This window comes from Saccharopolyspora mangrovi, from assembly GCF_035320975.1.
Classification (GTDB): domain Bacteria; phylum Actinomycetota; class Actinomycetes; order Mycobacteriales; family Pseudonocardiaceae; genus Saccharopolyspora; species Saccharopolyspora mangrovi.
Genome location: NZ_JAWLNX010000013.1, coordinates 59,196 through 77,969, shown reverse-complemented (window position 1 = coordinate 77,969; position 18,774 = coordinate 59,196). Strand labels below are relative to the sequence as shown.

Genomic DNA, 18,774 nt, shown 5'->3' with positions numbered 1-18,774 from the left:
TTCTCGGGGGAACTCCACCAGCGGCGGGGTCACCGCAGGTGGACGAGCGTGCCCAGTGGCAGCGTCGCCAGCAGGCGCAGCGCGTCGGCGGGGACGCGGACGCAGCCGTCGCTGCTGGCCTGGCCGAAGACCGCGGGGTCGGGCCAGGTGTGCAGCGCGACCGTGCCCGGTCCGCCTCCGTACGTGCTGAAGGTGTTGGAGTGGATGCCCAGCGGCAGGATGATCGGGCTGAACTTGGTGACGGTCTCCTCGATCGCCGCCATGATGTAGGTCCGGCCGCGCGGCGTCGGCGAATCCGACGCCCCGACACCGACCACCCACTGCCCGATCACGCCGCCGTCGCGGCGCACCGTGAGCCGCCGCGCGTCGACCTCGACGTCGACCGCGTAGGGCGTGCGAGCGCGCTGGGTCTGCTCGTCCTCCAGCACCCAGCCGGTGGTGCCGTTGGGCCGGGAGGGCAGCAGGACCTGCGCCCACTTGCCGCGCTCGGCGATGACCGGCACCCACGTGGGGTTGTTGAGCTGCTTGGCGGGCAGCTTCGCGAACACCGGCCCGTCAGGCGACTGGTGCACCGCCACGTCCGAGAGCACCCGCAGCACCACTCCCTCGGTGTCCCCGCCAGGTGCGGGATCGGCGGGAGCGGTGGGGAATTCCGTGAACGTGGTGGCGTCGGCCTGCATGCCGAGGTCGGCCTTCGCCATCGCGTACGGAGGCCGTTCGGTGGGAGCGGTGCCCGCGCACCCGGTCAGCGCGACGCACGCCAGGCCCAGCGCGGCGGCCGTGAGGGCCCGCACGACGCGGGCGGTGCCGCCGGCTGTGCGACGTAGGCTCATCATCGGCTCCTGGCCCGTTGGCGCTGTGGTCCTCCGGGCCGAAACGCCTTGGAGCGCCCGGAGGTGGGCAGCTGATCCGAGAGATCAAATGCCGACGGGAAGCTATCCGGGCGTCCTCGCACCACCGAACCGACCCGGGTCCGCCACTGGACCCCGTTTCGGTCTCTGATCAGGGAAAACAGGTTCTCCGTGCCGTCGACCGGAGGTCGTTACTGATACCTGATCACCTGATCGTGTGGATCTTTTCCCTCGGCCGAGCGATGCCTAGTCGAGTGCGCGGCGCAGGAAGAACCGAATTCCCAGCGCTCCGAACAGCGCCGTCGCGAACAGCAGCGCCAGCACGCACACCCACGGAGCCATGTGCGGGATGCCCGGCAGCAGCGCCCCGCGCATGCCCTCGCTGACGTAGGTCAGCGGGTTGATCGCGCACAGCACCTGGAACCAGCGCAGGTGCTCCAGCTGCGCCCACGGGAACTGGGTGGCGCCGGTGAACATCAGCGGCGCCAGGATCACCGCGAACATGATGTTGATGCGCCGCGGCGGCACCGCTGCTCCCACCGTCAACCCGACGGCCGCGCCCGAGGCCGAACCGAGCACCATGCACAGCAGCGCGAACGGCACACCGCCCAGTTCCCAGTCGATCCTGCCGAGCATCCACATCCCCATCGGCACCATCAGCACCGCCGCGAACAGGCCGCGCAGCGCGCCGAAGAGCATCTTCTCCACCGCAACCCAGCTGATCGGCAGCGGCGCCAGCAGCCGGTCCTCGATCTCCCGCGAGTACGAGAAGTCCAGCACCAGCGGGAACGAGGTGTTCTGCAGCGACACCAGGAACGCGTTGAGCGCGATCATGCCGGGCAGCAGCACCTGCGCGTAGCCGGGCTGGGTGTAGCCGAGCTCGCCGAGGACCTTGCCGAAGATGAACAGCAGCGCCACCGGCTGCACCAGCACCTGCGCCAGGAAGCTGGGCAGCTCCCTGCCGGTGACGAAGACGTCCCGCCCGAGGACGGCGAGGAACGCGCGGACCGAGCTCATCGCAACTCCCGGCCGGTCAGGTCGATGAAGACGTCTTCGAGCGTCGCCGAACCCAGCGAGAGGTCGCTGACCGGGATCCGGCGCTCGTGCAGGGTCTGCGCGATCGGCCCCACCAGCCCGGCTGGCTCGGACCCGACGTAGAGCCGCAGCCGCAGCTCGGCGGCGTCCTCGGGGCTGATGACCTCGACCCGCTCGACGCCTGCGATCTCGGCGAGCAGGTCGGAGATCTTCTCGGGTTCGTTGCCGTCGGGACGCACCGTGGCGTCGAGGGTGCCGCTGCCCGGCAGCGAGCGGATCAGCGCCTCCGGGGTGTCCAGCGTCAGCAGCTTGCCGTGGTCGACGACGCCGACGCGGTCCGACAGCTTCTCGGCCTCGTCCATGTCATGCGTGGTGAGGACCACCGTGACCCCCTCGGCCCGCAGGTCGTTGATCCGGTCGTGGACGAACAGCCGGGCCTGCGGGTCCAGGCCGGTGGAGGGTTCGTCGAGGAACAGCACCTCGGGTTTGTGGATCAGCGCGCGGGCGATCATCAGCCGCTGCGCCTGACCACCGGAGAGGTCGTCGACGCGGGCCTTGGCCTTGTCGGTCAGGCCCATCCGGTCCAGCAGCTCGTCGGCCAGCCGATGCCGTTCGGGACGCGGAACGCCGTGGTAGGTGGCGTGCCAGACCAGGTTCTGCCGCGAGTTGAGCGAGCGGTCGAGGTTCACCCGCTGCGGCACGACGGCGACCTTGCTGCGCGCGGCAACCGGGTCCGCGGCCACGTCCACCCCGGCGACGACGGCCTTCCCGCTGGTCAGCTGCACCCTGGTGGTGAGGACGCCGACCGTGGTGGTCTTGCCCGCCCCGTTGGGCCCGAGCAGCCCGAACACCTCGCCCGCGCGCACCTGGAAGGAGAGGCCGTCGACCGCGTTGGACCTGCTCTTGGGATACCGCTTGACCAGCTCGCTGACCTCGACCGCGACCAACACATCGACCCCCTGGCTCGGTGTTCGATGCTAGTCGCGCGAAGTGGAGGACCGGCAATCGATTTTTGTCCAGAGGTTTCCGTCACGGCCCGCAACTCGTCCGACCTCGGTAACCTGACCGGGTGAGCGAGGCGACCGAGCAGTTGACCCCTTGGCTGGGCGAGACGGAGATGACGGCCTGGCGCGCCTACATCGTGGGCAGTGCGCTGCTGGAGCACCGCCTCAACAGAGAATTGGCGATCACCCACGGCCTGTCGATCGCCGACTACGAGATCCTGGTCTCGCTGTCGGAGGCCCCGGACATGCAGATGCGGATGAGCGAGCTGGCCAACTGCATCGCCCACTCCAAGAGCCGCATGTCGCACCAGATCCGCCGGTTGGAGAAGGAAGGCCTGGTCCGCCGCCAGGAATGCCCGGAGGACGGCCGAGGCGTCCTCGCGGTCCTCACCGAGGACGGCCTGGCGAAGCTGCGCGGAGCCGCCCCGGACCACGTCAAGGGCGTCCGCGAGCACATGATCGACCTCCTGGACCCGGACGAGCAGAAGACCCTCGCCTCGGTCTTCAGCCGCCTCACCGCCCACCTCCGCAGCCTCGAATGACCCCGGCCCGGCTGTAGGCCGACCATCCGGAGTTGGCTACGCTGCGGCGTGGAAGCGTGGCAGAGCGGCCGAATGCACTCGCCTTGAAAGCGAGCGTCGCGAGAGCGACCGCGGGTTCGAATCCCGCCGCTTCCGCTCAGCTGACCAGCACGAACAGGACCCGGCGGGGATCTTTCCCGCCGGGTCCTGTTGGCCGTGGTAGCAGTTTTGGTAGCAGTTGCGCCCTGTCAGGCCGTCCGGAAGGCCGGCCTTTCGTTGTGGCCTCGGCTTACTTGAGGTCGAATTGGAAGAGGTCGAGGTTGAAGTTCGGCGCGACGTTCTGGTCGATCTTCACGACGAACTCGTGCTTGCCTGCTTCGAAGTGGCGAGTCTGTATCGGTTGCAGGTCGAATGCCCGGCGCGCGTCTGTGGTGTTGCCGATGTCGTAGTCGTCCGTGGCTCCGTTCGCCCAGGTCATCGCGATGCGTCCGGCGGGGACGCCGCTGGAGGCCAGTCGTGCGGAGACCTCGTAGCTTCCGGGCCTGGGAATGTCGACTGTGTATTTGATCCACTCGCCGGGCTGAATGGAGCTCACCGCGATCGCGCCTTCGATGTCGCAGACGTCGACATCGCCTTCCGTGCCGCAGGTGTTCGGGTCGAGGTCGTGGTAGCCGACGCCCTCACCGCCGGGCGCGTGATCCTCCGCCTGGACCCGCACCGTGCGGTTTCCAGGTTGGGCTTCCCAGCGGCGCATGTCACCGCCGTTGCGCCAGTAGTGCAAGCCTTCGATCTCGTCGGTCTGGATCATCGACGCGTCGTATTCGCTGACCACTGTCTCCCAGCCGAGCCTCGCGTCCCGCCGGGAGTCCTCGTCTGTGCTCTGAGCGGCGAGATCGTTCCACATCGTGTTGATCCACACGCGGCTGTCCCGCTGGATCTTCTCCAGCAGGCCGGGCTGGACCTGAGGATCGGTGGGCTGGTCGAACACGATCTCGTAGGCCACCGGCTGACGGCCGGGGAACGTCCCGACGACGTTCGCGTTTTCGTCCTTGAGGATGTGCATGTAGAGGATCTCGGGGTCCTTGGCCATGAAGTCGGCCGCTTCCTGCACGGTCGGACTGCCCTTGAAGAGGCCGTGATTGACCGTGCCGGTGGCTTTGAGCACCCGGTACATGTCCTCGTGGATGCTCCAGCCCTTGTCCAGGTTGACCATCGCGCGGCCCTTGACCGCGAGCATGGCCTCTTCCAGGGTCGGGACCGCGTGCGAGGTCAGGGCGGTCTGCTCCCCGCCCAGGTGTTCCTTCAGCCGTAGCTGCTTGATCTGCGCCAGCGTGAGATCGGAGACCTTGCCCGATCCGTTCGTCGTGCGATCGACCGTCTCGTCGTGCATCAGCACCAGGTGACCGTCGGCCGTCTTGCGCACGTCGATCTCGACGATCTCGGCGCCATCGCGGACGGCCTCGTCGATCGCGGCGAGGGAGTTCTCGGGGTAGTCACGCCAGGCTCCGCGGTGAGCGGCCGCCATCAACGGCGCGTCGGCGGAATGATTCAGCAAGTCCCGGTGGATCCGCTCGATCGGCGCGGTCTGGCTCGCCGAGGACGGTGCAGCCACCACGGATCCGGTGGGGACGATGATGCTAAGCGCGACGGCGCCTAGCGCCACACGGTGACGGGCGGACGAAGTGCCCACGGAAAGCTCCAATCTGACGAAAGCGGAGCAACCCTTTACCGAGCAAGTAAACGTATCCTGAACGACTTTGGCTGAATACTCCGCACATAAATGAACAGTGAGCCTTTTTCCGCTTGCCGGGAAAAGGCTTTCTGGCTAGACGGACTGGCTGCGGAGATGAGTAGAGCGCTCGTTAGACGAATGACTAGATCAACTCTGTCAACACAACAGGCACCGGCGGGGATCTTTCCCGCCGGTGCCTGTTGGTCGTGGTAGCAGTTGCGCCCTGTCAGGCCGTCCGGGACCGTGCGACTGTCTCTCCGCCCGAGCCAGAATCGTCGGCCGCCGGCTTCCACAGCAGCCCCCCGACGCTGTGGGCCACGTCGCGGCGGATCGCAGCGGTCACGTGTTGGTACCTGGCCGCCATCGCGGTGTTGGACCACCCCATGACCGTCCGCTCCGGGACTCCGAGCACTTTCGTGGGTTCATCGAGGGCTGCCAGCTGTTGCTGCACGCGGTCGGCGTCGCCGGTTCGATATTGCTTGTGGTAGAGCGTGAGGGCTAGCTGCCAGCTGTGTCGTGCTTGATCGTGGGTGCCCATAGCTGTCTGGGCCTGGCCGAGGCGATCGAGCACGTCGCTTTCTGCGTAGGTGTGGTTGAGTTCCTGGAATCGCATGAGCGCTTGTTCGTAGCGTTTGATGGCCTGGCTGTGGTCGCCACTGTGGTGGGCGATGTAGCCGAGGCTCTCCAGCGTGTGCGCCTCGCCGAGGCGCTCGTTTCCGCGGCGGAACAACGTGAGGGCGGCTTCGCAGTGGGCGTGGGCCTGGTCGTGGTGGCCAAGTCGAGCGTGGAAGTAGCCCACCAAGTTGAGCGCTGGGGCTTCCTCATTCGAACCCTGGATGGTTTGGACGAGTTCGAGCGCTTCGCCGGCGTGCTCCAAGGCTTGCTGGTAATTGCCTTGCTGTCCCCATGCCCACGCCAACACGCGATGGATGTTCGACCGCTCACCGATGTCACTGGTAAGGGCCAGGCCTTGCTGGAGATGGCCGATAGCTTCTGCCGATCTGTCCACGCGTGTGCACGCGTTACCGAGAACTCGCCGGACTCGGGCTTGCACAGCTGGATCCCGCAATTCGTCGGCAGCGGTCAGCGACGCGCGCCATGCAGCGAGCTGGTCATGACGGTGCCCGCGCCTGTAATGGAAAGTTGCCAGCGTCCACGCGACTTGGCACACGGCCGTGTGCCAACCGCGGTTGAGGGCCAGTTGTTGCATCTCAAGTAGACAGTGGTGCTCAGTCTCCAGCCATGTCCAGGCTGTCGCGTCATCTCGGAGTGTCTCGGAAGCGGAACCGGAAGCGGGCGGTGCGATCTCGATTTGGGTGCGTCCAGGCTTGATTCTCTGGTCGGCGGCGTGCGCGGTATGCAGGTAGAACTCGACCAGCCGCTTTAGCTCCAGTTCGCAATTGTCATGGAACTGATGGGCTTGTTCGGCTGCGTACAGGCGAATGAAGTCGTGCATCGTGTAGCGGCCAGGGCGGTGTTGCTGAACGAGGGACACTCGCTCCAACGCCTTGAGGTGGGCACTGGTTTGGCGTGTGGTGAGACCGGTGAGGTTGGCGGCGGCGGGCAGGCTGATGTCCTGGCCGGGGACTACGCCGAGCAGCCGGAATACGGTCGCCTGCTCTGACGTGAGCGCAGCGTAGGACCAGGACAGCACTGCGCGCGGGCTTATGGCCGGGTCGCCTTCATCGAGGGCATCCAGTCTGTTGGCGCTCTCCTCGAGTTCCGTTGTGAGGACCTCTAATGGCATCTGCGGTTCGAGAGCGGCGCGGCTCGCAACAATGCTCAAGGCAAGGGGTGACCCGCCACAGTAGGTAATCAGCTCGTCGACCACATCCTGTGGTTCGGCAGCCAGCCGCTGCTGGCCGAGACGATGGGCCAAGAGATCCTGTGCTTGTTGCTCATCCAGCACATCCACTGCGACTGGTCGGGCGCCATGCGCGATGACCAAGCCTGCAAGCCGATCACGGCTGGTTACGAGCACAGTGCAGGTCGCGCTTCCAGGCAGCAACGGAGCGACCTGACTGGCGTCGCGGGCATTGTCCAGCACGATCAGTATGCGGCGTCCAGCGACAAGGCTGCGGTAGAGAGCTCCCTGGCCGTCGATCCCCATGGGAATTGCAGCTGGTTCCACCCCCAGAGCGTCGAGGAAGCCTCGCACAGCGACTGCCGGGGGCATAGGCGTGCCCGAGGGAGCGAATCCCCGCAGGTCGACGAACAGCTGACCATCGGGAAAGGAATCGGCATTCAAGTGGGCCCAGCGCAGTGCGAGGGAAGTCTTGCCGATGCCGCCGGCTCCGCTGATCACGGAGATCGCAGCCGTTGCCGGGCGATCGGTGGTACTTCCGAGTGCGTTGGTCAGCGCGTCGAGTTCGGACGAGCGCCCGCTGAATACCCAAGGCGCGGCAGGGAGCTGGAGCGGGATGCCCCGTTTAGGGGCTGCTGGATTGAAATGGACGTCGCCGTGAATGGTGTCGGCCTGCACGATTCCGTGAGCGACGGTGTCGCTCAGCTGGTTGTGGACGCCATACCTACCAGACATGACGATCAGTGTGACGTGCAATAGCCTGGACCAGCCACCGCTTCAGACGAAACAGCGAAGCCGAAAATTATGGCCCAGTCCGCTCGGTGAGCGGCGCAGTAGGTCAGATACAACGTCGTGCGGCCTGCGTAGACCCTGATCGTGTTCGGTGAGTCCCGACCCGTCAGACCTACCAGGAACGCGGTCGCCTCGACATGGATGTCGTAGGACTCGGCGTTCACCACGACCCAGTTGACTGAGCTGTCTGCGGCCACTGCCCGCGCCGCGTGAAAGATCACGACGAAGGTCTACCGCGCGATCAGTGCCTCACAGCTCCCGGATACTTACCTGCCACACGACCGGGACACCAAGATCGCTCATGTGGCTGAGGCCAGAACCGACCTCCAGATAACGAAACTGATCACACCGTTCCAAAGAGCCTTCACAGCGCCAGCCTGCGCCCAGCCCACCAGCCTCAGCCAAGGCCTTTCGCCCCTTCACCCAGCCACTCACCTCCGTTGAGGCTGGTTCGGGCCTGCCTGGGCGGGCGGAAGGGCGGCCAGGCCTCTGGCCGCTCACCAGTCCACTGACATCGACGATGACCCGCCCCCAGGCAGGCCCATTCAACAGCGAAGAAAAGCTCACCGGCCGAGCTGCGGAACTCGAAGGCCGCCACTAATCCGGGGCGACACGTACCCCCATGAGCAACCTCCGGTGGCGGTGGCGCGAGAAGATTGCTGCATGATCTCAACGAACCTGATCGACACCGAGCGCGCGGCACTCGATCGGGCCGCGCAGCGCCAAACCACCAAAGCGCTTGCTGAGACGCTGGCCGAGGCCGACCGGTTGGGACTGCCACCCCTGACCTGGACCATCTCGCCGGGCCTGTCCCGCACACTGGCTGGTCGTGTACCGGACGTCGACCCCGACCCGCACGCGACCCTGCGGGCATGGGCGGCCTTCGGCGACCTGGGGATGCCGAAACCGCACCCCGCGGTCGGTCACTGCCCGCACGACGAAGAGGTCGTCATCTCGGTCGCGTACGACCCCGAGATCCAGGACCCATCGCAGCGCTGATCCCCGGCCGATTCCGCCGGCGAGCTGCGCTCACCTCCACACCGGTCGGTGCAGAGGCAAAGCGCTCGCCGGGTCAGGAGGTCACGGGGTCCAGGGCTTGGCGTAGGTGTTGTAGCGATGCCGGAAAGCACCGGCGAGGCGGATGGACACGGCCCGGACCTGTTCTGCCCAGGCGTCGAACACCTGCAGCGGCGAGGTGCTGGTGTGCTCGTTCCACAGGCCCACCACGGACTCGCGCGCGATGATCTCGCTTAGCACCGACCGGACGGGCTCGCTGCAGCCGGCGGCGACGTTGAAGGCGATGAGCGGCAGGTCCATCGCGTCGCCGAAGGCATCGCTGTTCACGTACGGCTCCTCCAGCCATTCGCCAGCGCCGGCGATGTGCTGACCCAGCCCGTGTAGTGCGAGTCGCTCCTCGGCGGCATCCAAGGCCTTCTTCTGGTCCTCGGTGTGATGCCGCACCCCGCACTTGTTGTCGTCCTCAGACCAGACCAACAAGCTGGCCAGGTCAATCAGCTGCGTCAGGTCGGTGCGCACGTCGTGCCTGGTTCCAAGATCCATATGCAGAGCGTAACCCTGATAGGTGACACTCCGTGGCGGTTTCCGTCGTACCCCGGGACACCCGCTGTCTCAGCAACGCTCTCCACAGCCGGTGTCGCCTTGGCATTCGCGCTGTGGGGCTGAGGTCAGTGGCGGGCGACGTACTCCTCCAGCGCCTCGCGAACCACCTCGGATTCCGGGCGGCCTTGGCGACGAGCTGCGGCCAGGAGGCTTTTCTTGAGCGAGTGACCCACCCGCACGTCCACGCGAGGGGACCGCACTCCGGGCCCGGAAAGCGAAGGGCGACCGCGGGGGAGAACTCCGCGCGCGTGTCGTCGAGCTGCGCGTCATCGCGTTCGACCTCGGCGACGGCGGCCTCGACGTAGTCCTCATCGATGCGCCGGCCCTGGCTGTCGAAGCGCGTCAAGGCCGCGGTTGCGCTTGCCCCTTTGCCTCGGCGAGAGCTTGGGCTGTCTGCCGCGCAGCTTGCCCTTCCTTCAATGGCGCACGGCTTCCGGGGGCCATGGCGGTCTGGACTGCACCGCTCGAACTTGGCGGCTGGTACGTACCAGAAGCCGAGGAAGCAGCTCTTGCGATGAGTTCCCGCGTTACCGCGAGTCTGCATCTGGCGGAGACGCCTGCCACCGAAGGAGGAGATCGTGGGCGATGATGTCTGGTCGATCGTGCACGCGGAGCGTGCGGCGCTGATCGACGACCTCGAGAACCTCAACGACGAACGGTGGGACGAGGCGTCGCTGTGCGAGGACTGGAGCGTGCACGACGTGGCCGCCCATCTGGTCAGCTCAGCCCGGACGACGCGGCTCGGTTTCGTGGTTAACCTAGCTCGGGCGCGATTCGACTTTCACCGCCAGAATGCCCGCGGTGTCGAACGTGAGCGCGGTGCCTCACCGCAGGAGACGCTGGAGCGGCTTCGTCAGGTGGCATCGCGGAGGTCGACCCCACCCGGGCCCGTCGACAGCCGGCTTGTCGAACAGGTCGTGCACGGCGAGGACATTCGCCGACCTCTGGGGCTCACCCGCTCCTACCCGAAGGAGGCCGTCGTCAGATCGCTGCGCCTGCAGGCTCGCACCCCAGCCTTCTTCGGCGGCGCCAAGGAACTCGTGGCCCGCGCGCGGCTGACAGCAACGGACGCCGACGTGTCATGCGGCGATGGTCCGGAGGTGAGAGGTCCCACGCTGCCACTGCTCCTGGCCATTTCCGGGCGGCGGGTGGCATTGGACTACCTCGACGGACCGGGAGTAGACGAGCTAGCCGCCGCGATCTGACTATCCGCGCCGGCCACACCGCCCGGAGCGGGGACTGTGCGCGCTACGACATGTCCCGTTGGGGTAGCGAGCGTCATCTGGTCGAGGTGATGGTTCACAGACATCAGGCTCCAAAACAGCAGCCCGATCCCAAGCTGGTACCAGCCCGACCAGCTGCCGGGGGTGCACAGTAGATCACCGACGATCATGCTCGCCCCTGCCAACAGCAAGGCTAGAGTCAATGCCTGGCCTGGCATTCGCTTCACGGGGTTCTCCCAACATCGAGCTACTCCACTTAGTGGCAGGAACAGGCTGGCGAGCGGGCATGATTCAGGGCTGAATTGGCGATGAGAGCGTCTTCAGACGCTGATCGAACGGTCCGGCGTATGGCCGCGAAGTGCGTGTGCGGCTTGTCCCAACGCGGGCCTGCCGGCGGGGCGGGTCATCGTCTGGATCGTCGACTGGCGGACCACCGTAAGCTGGCGCGTTCGGCAGCCCTTCCGTCCGCGCGAGCAGGCGAGATCAGCTTCCGGCGCCGCAGGTCGGCGACGCAGGGGCAAAAGACCCAGGTGCGGCGTCAGCGGAGCTGTCTCCGCTACTTCGCGACCCCGCGGTCGAATGGCCGTGGGGTCCGCTCATGTTCTGGGACGGGTCTGGCCGCCACACCGCAGGGTGCGGGCCTTATGCGCGGGTCTAATCCGCGCCCCAAATCAACCATGAACCACCCCCAGGCCGGGCGGGCTGCTGGCACGGTGTTGACCATGAAAACGCCACGCCGCCCCAAGGCCGGACCGGGCCGCCGACGGCGCCGGAATCCGACACGCTGAAAACCCGTCGCAACCTCGCTCACTGGCGAGGCGAGTCGGGGAATGCGGCGGGCGCTACCGCCGCGTTAGAAGACTTACTGGCCGACTTCCTGCGGGTGCTCGGCGCCGATCACCCCGAGACACTGATCACCCGCCACAGCCTCGCTCACTGGCGGGGGCACTTTCAGTAGCCCTCTAACAACTTCTTCTCACTGCCGACGGGTGTGCACGTGCAGACGACCACGAAGATCACCTTCGCATCAACAGCCGGGGCAGTGGAGTCCCTCAGCAACTGGCCGACTCTCACAACACGACCTACGGGCAATGCACGGGCAATGACGGCCATAGGGAACGCACGCCACTGACCTTACCTGCGCAAATACCCGCACACTGCCCAGCTCTCCCTAAAGCTGGCGTCAGAGCTTGACACAGCTACGCCACGACGGAAACTGGCGATCTTTCGAACGCACGTTCTAAGATGCTTGCAAGTCGGGTTGGGACGATGGGGAAGATCTCCCGGCTCGATGCGGGCCGGTCGACCTGCACCCCATTTCGACCGGCCCGCCCTACGGGCACTCCAGGCGGGCACCACATGACGCACAAGGACGGGGACTGGCAGGGCACGCGGCGACGACCAGACGCCCCAGTCCCCATCTGGATCAAGCTCGCCTACGTCCTGCCACCCAGCCCCCGCCCCCGCGGCCTAGACGGTGCCCCGCTCCGCGTCCGCGCCGCCGGCATCGACATCACCAAAACCGTCCCCGGCGTCCTACACGCCTGGCACCAAACCATCACCGGCGACTGGTGGGCACTCGCCACCTTCGAACTCACCAACCGCTCAGGAAAGCCCGGGATCGTGGTCAACCAGCTCGTGTCTGCCAAGGCCGTCCGGCCTCGTTGACCCGCCGGTCTACGTCTGGCCCCTGACAGGCGCATGTACGAATCTGGTCGATCAAGGTCAAAGTGCACACCGTAGATGGAAGACTCATGATCATGGGTCGACTCAAAGGGCTAATCGGCTGGCTCAAGGGACGGGGCCGCCAACTGAAGCCGCAACAACCGGCGGCTTATAGAGTTCTTTCCCAGCGCACCATTACCATCTGGGCTATCGGAATTGCCCGCGATCGCACTCGGTACGCTCTGGGCGATGCTGCACTATTTCGGGAATGATAACCCCGCCAGCAAAAACCAACTCGAAGCGATCCGTATCGCAAGCACAATCGTCGTTGGCACCGGCGGGGCCGCCGCCCTACTTCTCGCTGCACGCCGTCAACGCTTTACTGAACTTGACGGAACTGAACGCCGCATCATGCGAACTCATAGGAACAAGGTTCTGCGGAGAGACTTCTTTTCAAGCCTCACGCATTCGACACGTCAACTTCCTTGAAGCACGTTTCGACTCGTACGTCGACTTTGACCACGCCTGCTTCGAGGAAGCGGTCTTCCAAGAATCGCTCTTCTACGGACGAGCACGATTCACCTTCACGCAATTCGCGAGTTTCGATGGAGAGTCGCCATCATTTGGGCAAAACGCAACGTTTGAATACGCGAAGTTCTACAGAAGCGCGGATTTCGATTGCTCGCAATTCGGCATCGAAAGCGCACCTCTGCGTGAAGATGCCTTGCCGTCGGCCAAGTACGGGATAAAAGCATTCGAGTCCGGCGGAGTCACATTCAGTAAGGTTAAATTCTTCGACTCATCCGAACTGGCGTTCTCAGAGCTTGAAAGCGAGCGTCGCGAGAGCGACCGCGGGGTTCTAATCCCGCCGCTTCCGCTCGGTTGACCAGTGCGAACGCGGCCCGGTGGGGATCTTCCCCGCCGAGCCGCGTTGCTGCTCGTCTCAGTTGCCCCTCAGCGGCTACGCCAGGCTTTCGATGTCGGTGGCCTCCGGAAAGCTGCGGCGCATGATCCTCAGATCCTTGACCGATGTGGAACGTGCGGTCCGAGCTTCGTGGGCGCTGACACCTGCGCGCCGGAAGACGTTCCCGACTGGCACCCAGGCAATCCCGCTCGTGGCCAATGCGGCACCACGGCTCTCGTCCTCAACGACCTCCTCGGTGGCGATCTCGTGCGAGGAGAGGTTCACCGCGACGGCGAGTGGGTCGACTACCACTGGTGGAACCGCCTCGGCGACGGACTGGAACTGGACCTGACCCGAGAGCAGTTCGCCGCGAACGAGGTCGTCGGCCACGGGGAGGTCCTCCCCCGCCCGACCGGCGGTGGACGTCTCGACGCGGAGTACGAAACCCTCCGGGAACGAGTTCCCGAAAACCTCGAGCGCTAACTTTCCCCGGTAACCGCGAACCGCCCGACACCGAGCAGCCCGGCGTTACCGTCACCGTCGAAGCGCCGCGTCCGAGATCCGGTCGGAAGGCGCACGGCTGGGGAAGGGGACCGTTGTTCGGTTCGGGGTTGATCGGCGCTGACTTCCGGCGATTATGGGTGGCTGACGGGCTCAGCCAGATCGGTTCTCGGATCAGCTTCGTGGCGCTTCCGCTGCTGGCCATCAGTCAGCTGGGCGCTTCTCCGTTCCAGGTCTCGATGCTGGCCGTGCTGGAGACGGCCGCGTTCCTGGTGCTGGGGCTGCCGGTCGGGGCGTGGTGCGACGGCTGGCGCAACCGCCCCGTGCTGTTGATCGCCGACGTGGGCCGGGCGCTGGCGCTGGGATCGCTGCCAGCGGCGGCCGCGTTCGGCTCGCTCACGCTCTGGCACCTGTACGCGGCCGTGGCGGTGATCGGCGTCCTGACCGTGTTCTTCGACGTGGCCCACCAGTCCTACCTGCCCCGGCTGGTGGACCGATCGCACCTGGTGGAGGGGAATTCGAAGCTCCAGGCGAACATGTCGATCGCCGAGGTCACCGGTCCTGCCGCTGGTGGGTTCCTGGTGCAGTGGCTGACCGCGCCCCTGGCGATCGTCGTCGACGCGGTGAGCTTCCTGTGGTCGGCCGGCTGGCTGCGCTCGATCACGACCGCGGAACCCCGGCGGGAACGCCGCACCCGCAGCTTGGTGCCCGAGATTCGGGAAGGACTGCGGTTCGTCTTCGGCCACCCGTTCTGCGGGCGATCCCTGCAGCGGGGCCAGCGTCGTGTTCTTCCAGTCCGCGAGCATCGCGATCACGATCGCGTTCCTGTCGCTCGAAATCGGGCTGACACCGGGAGAAGTCGGCCTGCTCAGCAGCATCGGCCCGCTCGGCGCTGTGACGGCAGCGCTGACCACCAGTGCCATCGCGCGCCGGATCGGGCAAGCCCGGCTGATGCTGCTGGGCGTCGTCGGCCTCGGGGCCGGGATGCTGCTGGTGCCGTTGACGCGGCCCGGACCGCACCTCGCGTGGTTCGCCGTTGGCGGCTTGATCAGCGGGTTCTGCCTCATCTCGGTGAACATCGTGGAGGCCAGCTTCCGCCAGGCGCTGTGCCCGGACCACCTGCTGGGCCGGATGAACGCCACGATGCGCTTCATGCTCCGCGCCACCGCCCCGTTCGGTGCCCTGCTGGGTGGTGTCAGCAGCACTCACCTCGGCATGCGCGCCACCCTGTGGATCGCGGACCTCGGCGTCCTGGCCTCCTCGGCGTGGCTGCTCAGCTCACCCCTCCGCCACACCCGCGACCTCCTCCTGGGCGCGTCCTCGTCGACTGCGCGGGGTTGAGCTGGGGTTCAGGTTCGGGACCGGGAGCTTCGGGAGGTCGGGCCGCGCAGGCCCAGGGTGCGGCGGACGGTCCTGCGGGCTTCGCCGAGCATGATGCGCACCGGGTCGAACGCCACCACGAGCACGATGGCGTCGCGCGGGCCGAGGATCGTCTCGAACCACTCGTCGACGTCGGCGCGGTCGGACGTGGGGCGGCTCGTCCACAGCCCGGTTTCGGTGTCGTCGTAGGCATCGGTGATGACCAACGTGCGGCGGTCCAGGCGCTCCGCTTGCCCGAGGTCGGCGGCGACGTCGGCCGCGATGCGCTGGACGTGCTCCGGGACCTCGGCGCCCGGGGCGGGCCACGTGGCGTCGCTCCTGCCGGTGGCCGACGACCACGCGCCGTAGACCAGCGGGTTGCCCGTGCGCATCACCGCGTACAGCTTGTGCGGTGCGGCCTTGACGATCGCGGAGCGCAGCAGCGCCCGCCAGATCGTGCTGGAGAGACCGGCGCCCTGGTGGTCCGGGTGCACGCCCGCCGAGTTGGCGTAGAAGCACCTGCGCCCGCCGAACCGCCTTTCGTTGCTGGCCACCCACGCCACCGGCAGACCGGCGGAGTCGACCACGACGACGAGACCCGACAAGCGGTCCAGGTTCTCGTCGGAGAGCCAGTTCTGCCAGTACTGCTCGGTCGTGGCGGTGAACGCCCGCACCGCGACCGGCGGGAGCGTGGCGCGCAGGTGCTGCCGGGCCGGTGCGGACAGCTGCGCCCGCACGTCCGTCCAGAGCAGGCCGGTCAAGCCGTGCCCGACGGAGACCTCCTTCGCTCCCCGGCGGAGTTCGGGAGGGCGTTGCGAGGACTGGGATCCGGTGTTGGTCATGTCGTCTTTCGATCCGTGTGAGTCGTTCCCTGCGAGCTGATCCGCCTCGGCGGCTCGAGGTCGAGAACCGCGCGCACGGCGGCCGCGAGGCGCGTTCGCAGATCAGCGGGTACCTGCACCGCCCCTCCCGGGGCGGGCTGGGTCAGCGCTCGGCGCAGGAGGGCGGTCGGCAGATCCACCACGCAGCTGGTGATCACCTCGATGCTCGGACCGTCCCGCCGCCCCCACATCGCCATCGCCAAGCGGCACAGCACGTCCGAGACCAGCCGCCGGTCCAGTCCGAGCAGCGAATCGGCGAGCTCCTCGGGGAGGTCGGGCCCGAGCAGCTGCTCCCGGCGAACCGTCATCAGCATCCGAGCCGCGGCCGGACGTCGCGCGGCCAACTCCGCCGGTGCGTCGGCGGCGACGACCACCGCGTTCCTGGCGTCCTCGGGCCCCGGTGCCGCGCCCAGGGCGTCATCGATGAGGGCCGTCTGCAGGTCCAGGAACTCGACGGCGGCGCGCAGCCACATCCGTCCGCGCAGCGCGCCCAGCGAACCGAAGGCGTGGTAGATCGCGCCGTTGGGCACGCCGCTCTCCGCGGCGAGCTTGCGCACGGTGAGCCGCTCCGGTCCTGCGTCGACGACGAGCTGCTCGGCGACGTCGAGCACTCGGTCGAGGTCATGCACACGCGGTCTGGGCACGCCCGAACGATAATGGAGCACCCGCTCCAGAACAAGTGGCGACGAGATCGCCGCAGCTCGGCCCGGATCCCGCTAGAGCCAGCCGCCGGACATCCGGGAGAGGTGGTTGTGGAGCTCCGCCGCCCAGTCGACCTGGGGAACCGCCTGGTAGTCGACGTTGAGGACGTTGGTCAGATCCCGGCCGCTGCTGAGCAGGCCCGCCTTCTTGTCCCCTTCGATGATCACGTCGAGGCCGTCGTGACCCGCTATGAAGGTGACCTCGAGTTGCTTGAGGCGCGGGTAGTTCGGTGAGCCGTGGAACTCGATCTCCTGGTAGAACGGCAGCGTCTGGCGGGTTCCGCGCAGGTGACCGGCCTCGCAGTCGACCCGGTGCAGGTGGAAGCCGAGGTGTTCCACCGCCTCCAGCAGGACGTGCTGGGCGGGCAGGGCGCCGATGCCGATCGGATCGGTGTCGGTGGCGTCGACGGCGCCGCTGATCTCCAGCCTCGTGCGGACCGCGACCTCGCCGCCCGGGAGGTGGCGGCCGTCGTAGAAGGTGATCGGGGTTTCCCACGGTGCCGCCACCTGGAACGGCAGCTCCAGGACCTGACCGGGCTGCAGCGCGACGGCCTCCCCCACCCGCTGCCGGCCGAAGCCGCGCTGGGACTCGACCTCGTCGTCGTTGACCTCGCGCTCGACGCGGGTGACGAACTCGATCGACACCCCGTCCAGCTGCTGCGGGACCTCACCGCCGCGCAACCGGACGACGCCCTGCACCGGGCCACCCGGCTGGACGCCCGGCGTGCGCAGCTCGGTCTCCACTTCAGCGCCGCCGACACCCACCGCGGCCAGTAGCTTCTTGAACATGCCCCCAGTCTTGCGCCTGCGCGCGCTGCGCGGAGCCGATTCCGGCGATCACGCGAGCAGTTCGCGGGCCCGGAGGCTCGTGCCGCTGGTCGAGGGGCAGCGCCCCTCGGGCGCGCGGAACGCGTTCACCCGTCGCGGTTTTCGCGAGGTGTTCCGAGCCGATCGCGGGTATAGCGTCGGGGCATGGCTCAGATCGATTTCCAGTCCCGTGTCGGTGTGTGGTGGACCAGCGATGCCTGGGGCATCCAGGACGTGCAGTCCCGGGCGAAGGAGTTGGAGGGGCTCGGCTACGGCTCCCTGTTCTACGGCGAGGCGTTCGGCAAGGAGACGTTGACGCAGGCCGGGGCGCTGCTGGGGGCCACCGAACGGCTCGTCGTCGGCACCGGCATCGCCAACATCCACGCCCGCGACCCCAAGGCCGCCGAAGCCGGTGGCCGCACGCTCAGCGCGCTGCACCGCGGGCGGTTCGTGCTCGGGCTCGGCGTCAGCCACGCTCCCCTCGTCGAGGGCAACGCCGGCACCTACGCCAAGCCGCTGGCCACCATGCGCGACTACCTGCAGCGCATGGACGAGCTGTCCGACAAGGTCGAGCCCGGGGCGCCTCGCCCGACCCGGCTGCTGGCCGCCCTCGGACCGAAGATGATCGAGCTGTCCGGCACGGCGGGCGACGGCGCGCACCCCTACCTGATCACCCCGGAGCAGACCGCGACCACGCGCGAGCTGCTCGGACCCGACAAGTGGGTGGTCAGCGAGCAGGCCGTCGCGCTGACCACCGACCGGGAGGTGGGGCTGCGCCGGGCGCACCAGCACCTGCACATGTACTCGCAGCTGCCGAACTACCGGAATTCCTGGCTGCGGCAGGGTTTCGACGAATCCGACCTGGTCGTGGACGGGTCGGACAAGCTCGCCGAGCGCCTGGTGGCCATCGGTGACGCCGAGTCGATCGCGGCCCACGTGCGGCGCCACCTCGACGCGGGGGCCGATCACGTGGTCATCCAGGTCCTCGGGGACGGTCTCTCCGACGACCCGCTGCCCGCGCTGCGCGAGATCGCACCCGCGCTCGATCTGTGAGCCTGACGTCAGGTTGATGGGTCGGTGATCTTCGGTCGTTAGGGTCGGCGCGTGAGTGGAACCGAGCAAGAACACCCCCACGACACCGAGGACCTGATCCGCCTGGTGCTCCTCACGCGCCAGGAGCTGGGCTGGGACCAGGCGAGGCTCGCCGCGTCGGCCGGGATCCGCGAGTCCGACGTGGCGCGCTTCGAGGCGCAGCAGATCGTCCCGGCCAAGCCGCTGGCGCTGCGGTTCCTGGAGGCGATGGGCGTCGTCGTGCAGGCGTGAACGCGCTCGTCATCCGGCGTTCAACCGCTTGACGGAGGCCTCGGGGAACGA

Annotated in this window: 18 protein-coding genes, 1 tRNA gene and 2 pseudogenes; 11 read left to right on the top strand and 10 right to left on the bottom strand. The window is 67.2% G+C overall.

The genetic code is table 11. The features are described 5' to 3' along the window. Positions 1 to 29 precede the first annotated feature (29 nt). The 3 genes from R4I43_RS19110 to R4I43_RS19100 all read right to left on the bottom strand — a co-directional run bounded on the left by R4I43_RS19110 (position 30) and on the right by R4I43_RS19100 (position 2,836). A complete protein-coding gene (locus tag R4I43_RS19110; RefSeq protein WP_324267012.1) occupies positions 30 to 833 on the bottom strand; it encodes a L,D-transpeptidase family protein in 804 nt (267 codons plus the stop codon). Positions 834 to 1,097: 264 nt separating this feature from the next. Continuing rightward, the gene (locus R4I43_RS19105; RefSeq protein WP_324267011.1) at positions 1,098 to 1,868 is read right to left on the bottom strand and encodes an ABC transporter permease; all 771 of its coding nucleotides are present in this window, start codon (positions 1,866 to 1,868) and stop codon (positions 1,098 to 1,100) included. After that, positions 1,865 to 2,836 (bottom strand): ABC transporter ATP-binding protein, encoded by a 972-nt coding sequence (locus R4I43_RS19100; RefSeq protein WP_324267010.1) that lies wholly within the window; start codon positions 2,834 to 2,836, stop codon positions 1,865 to 1,867. The genes R4I43_RS19105 and R4I43_RS19100 overlap by 4 nt, the downstream gene beginning before the upstream one ends. Positions 2,837 to 3,003: 167 nt before the next feature. Here R4I43_RS19100 and R4I43_RS19095 point away from each other — a divergent pair, with 167 nt between their 5' ends. Both R4I43_RS19095 and R4I43_RS19090 read left to right on the top strand, forming a co-directional pair. Beyond that, entirely contained in the window at positions 3,004 to 3,432 is a 429-nt protein-coding gene (locus R4I43_RS19095) for a MarR family winged helix-turn-helix transcriptional regulator (RefSeq protein WP_324267121.1), read from the top strand. 50 nt (positions 3,433 to 3,482) lie between these two features. After that, positions 3,483 to 3,567: transfer RNA gene (locus tag R4I43_RS19090), tRNA-Ser, on the top strand. 133 nt (positions 3,568 to 3,700) lie between these two features. On the opposite strand, the gene R4I43_RS19085 is transcribed toward R4I43_RS19090, so the two are convergent. Together R4I43_RS19085 and R4I43_RS19080 are read right to left on the bottom strand one after the other, a co-directional pair. Next, positions 3,701 to 5,023 (bottom strand): glycerophosphodiester phosphodiesterase family protein, encoded by a 1,323-nt coding sequence (locus R4I43_RS19085; protein ID WP_324267009.1) that lies wholly within the window; start codon positions 5,021 to 5,023, stop codon positions 3,701 to 3,703. Positions 5,024 to 5,369: 346 nt separating this feature from the next. Next, positions 5,370 to 7,682: an ATP-binding protein gene (locus tag R4I43_RS19080; RefSeq protein WP_324267008.1), complete on the bottom strand. Its 2,313-nt coding sequence runs from the start codon at positions 7,680 to 7,682 to the stop codon at positions 5,370 to 5,372. Positions 7,683 to 8,402: 720 nt separating this feature from the next. Between R4I43_RS19080 and R4I43_RS19075 the strand changes: the two genes are divergently transcribed. Continuing rightward, the gene (locus R4I43_RS19075; protein WP_324267007.1) at positions 8,403 to 8,738 is read left to right on the top strand and encodes a hypothetical protein; all 336 of its coding nucleotides are present in this window, start codon (positions 8,403 to 8,405) and stop codon (positions 8,736 to 8,738) included. A gap of 81 nt (positions 8,739 to 8,819) precedes the next feature. Here the strand turns inward: R4I43_RS19075 and R4I43_RS19070 are convergent, their stop codons facing one another. Together R4I43_RS19070 and R4I43_RS34325 are read right to left on the bottom strand one after the other, a co-directional pair. Next, complete coding sequence (locus R4I43_RS19070) at positions 8,820 to 9,299, bottom strand: hypothetical protein (protein WP_324267006.1); 480 nt, start codon at positions 9,297 to 9,299, stop codon at positions 8,820 to 8,822. Positions 9,300 to 9,424: 125 nt separating this feature from the next. Continuing rightward, entirely contained in the window at positions 9,425 to 9,538 is a 114-nt protein-coding gene (locus tag R4I43_RS34325) for a ribbon-helix-helix protein, CopG family (RefSeq protein ID WP_407691274.1), read from the bottom strand. A gap of 399 nt (positions 9,539 to 9,937) precedes the next feature. Between R4I43_RS34325 and R4I43_RS19065 the strand changes: the two genes are divergently transcribed. The 6 genes and pseudogenes from R4I43_RS19065 to R4I43_RS19040 all read left to right on the top strand — a co-directional run bounded on the left by R4I43_RS19065 (position 9,938) and on the right by R4I43_RS19040 (position 14,993). Further along, complete coding sequence (locus tag R4I43_RS19065) at positions 9,938 to 10,564, top strand: maleylpyruvate isomerase family mycothiol-dependent enzyme (protein ID WP_324267005.1); 627 nt, start codon at positions 9,938 to 9,940, stop codon at positions 10,562 to 10,564. A gap of 1,377 nt (positions 10,565 to 11,941) precedes the next feature. Continuing rightward, complete coding sequence (locus tag R4I43_RS19060) at positions 11,942 to 12,250, top strand: hypothetical protein (protein ID WP_324267004.1); 309 nt, start codon at positions 11,942 to 11,944, stop codon at positions 12,248 to 12,250. 265 nt (positions 12,251 to 12,515) lie between these two features. Next, the gene (locus R4I43_RS19055) at positions 12,516 to 13,133 is read left to right on the top strand and encodes a pentapeptide repeat-containing protein (RefSeq protein WP_324267003.1); all 618 of its coding nucleotides are present in this window, start codon (positions 12,516 to 12,518) and stop codon (positions 13,131 to 13,133) included. Between the two features lie 3 nt (positions 13,134 to 13,136). After that, positions 13,137 to 13,634 carry a YunG family protein gene (locus R4I43_RS34570; RefSeq protein WP_456115129.1) on the top strand — a complete coding sequence of 166 codons (498 nt, stop codon included), beginning with the start codon at positions 13,137 to 13,139 and terminating at the stop codon, positions 13,632 to 13,634. Positions 13,635 to 13,792: 158 nt separating this feature from the next. Then, a pseudogene (locus R4I43_RS34565) lies at positions 13,793 to 14,341 on the top strand (MFS transporter); the annotation flags it as partial. Between the two features lie 94 nt (positions 14,342 to 14,435). After that, complete coding sequence (locus R4I43_RS19040; RefSeq protein ID WP_324267000.1) at positions 14,436 to 14,993, top strand: MFS transporter; 558 nt, start codon at positions 14,436 to 14,438, stop codon at positions 14,991 to 14,993. Between the two features lie 425 nt (positions 14,994 to 15,418). Here the strand turns inward: R4I43_RS19040 and R4I43_RS34315 are convergent. The 3 genes and pseudogenes from R4I43_RS34315 to R4I43_RS19025 form a co-directional block, all read right to left on the bottom strand. Further along, positions 15,419 to 15,853 (bottom strand): annotated as a pseudogene (locus tag R4I43_RS34315) (GNAT family N-acetyltransferase); the annotation flags it as partial. After that, positions 15,850 to 16,536 (bottom strand): helix-turn-helix domain-containing protein, encoded by a 687-nt coding sequence (locus R4I43_RS19030; RefSeq protein ID WP_324266998.1) that lies wholly within the window; start codon positions 16,534 to 16,536, stop codon positions 15,850 to 15,852. The pseudogene R4I43_RS34315 and the gene R4I43_RS19030, both read right to left, overlap by 4 nt. Positions 16,537 to 16,608: 72 nt before the next feature. Then, positions 16,609 to 17,382 (bottom strand): sporulation protein, encoded by a 774-nt coding sequence (locus R4I43_RS19025; RefSeq protein WP_324266997.1) that lies wholly within the window; start codon positions 17,380 to 17,382, stop codon positions 16,609 to 16,611. 183 nt (positions 17,383 to 17,565) lie between these two features. Here R4I43_RS19025 and R4I43_RS19020 point away from each other — a divergent pair, with 183 nt between their 5' ends. After that, positions 17,566 to 18,453: an LLM class F420-dependent oxidoreductase gene (locus R4I43_RS19020; RefSeq protein WP_324266996.1), complete on the top strand. Its 888-nt coding sequence runs from the start codon at positions 17,566 to 17,568 to the stop codon at positions 18,451 to 18,453. A gap of 51 nt (positions 18,454 to 18,504) precedes the next feature. Continuing rightward, complete coding sequence (locus R4I43_RS19015) at positions 18,505 to 18,723, top strand: helix-turn-helix domain-containing protein (RefSeq protein WP_324266995.1); 219 nt, start codon at positions 18,505 to 18,507, stop codon at positions 18,721 to 18,723. The last annotated feature ends 51 nt before the right edge of the window (positions 18,724 to 18,774 follow it).

What these genes read in the sequence shown, in the direction of transcription:
- R4I43_RS19110 (WP_324267012.1), bottom strand. Translation starts at nt 833, where the DNA reads ATGAGCCTACGTCGCACAGCCGGCGGCACCGCCCGCGTCGTGCGGGCC.
- R4I43_RS19105 (WP_324267011.1), bottom strand. Translation starts at nt 1,868, where the DNA reads ATGAGCTCGGTCCGCGCGTTCCTCGCCGTCCTCGGGCGGGACGTCTTC.
- R4I43_RS19095 (WP_324267121.1), top strand. Translation starts at nt 3,004, where the DNA reads ATGACGGCCTGGCGCGCCTACATCGTGGGCAGTGCGCTGCTGGAGCAC.
- R4I43_RS19080 (WP_324267008.1), bottom strand. Translation starts at nt 7,682, where the DNA reads ATGTCTGGTAGGTATGGCGTCCACAACCAGCTGAGCGACACCGTCGCT.
- R4I43_RS19075 (WP_324267007.1), top strand. Translation starts at nt 8,403, where the DNA reads ATGATCTCAACGAACCTGATCGACACCGAGCGCGCGGCACTCGATCGG.
- R4I43_RS19070 (WP_324267006.1), bottom strand. Translation starts at nt 9,299, where the DNA reads ATGGATCTTGGAACCAGGCACGACGTGCGCACCGACCTGACGCAGCTG.
- R4I43_RS19060 (WP_324267004.1), top strand. Translation starts at nt 11,942, where the DNA reads ATGACGCACAAGGACGGGGACTGGCAGGGCACGCGGCGACGACCAGAC.
- R4I43_RS19055 (WP_324267003.1), top strand. Translation starts at nt 12,516, where the DNA reads ATGATAACCCCGCCAGCAAAAACCAACTCGAAGCGATCCGTATCGCAA.
- R4I43_RS19025 (WP_324266997.1), bottom strand. Translation starts at nt 17,382, where the DNA reads ATGTTCAAGAAGCTACTGGCCGCGGTGGGTGTCGGCGGCGCTGAAGTG.
- R4I43_RS19020 (WP_324266996.1), top strand. Translation starts at nt 17,566, where the DNA reads ATGGCTCAGATCGATTTCCAGTCCCGTGTCGGTGTGTGGTGGACCAGC.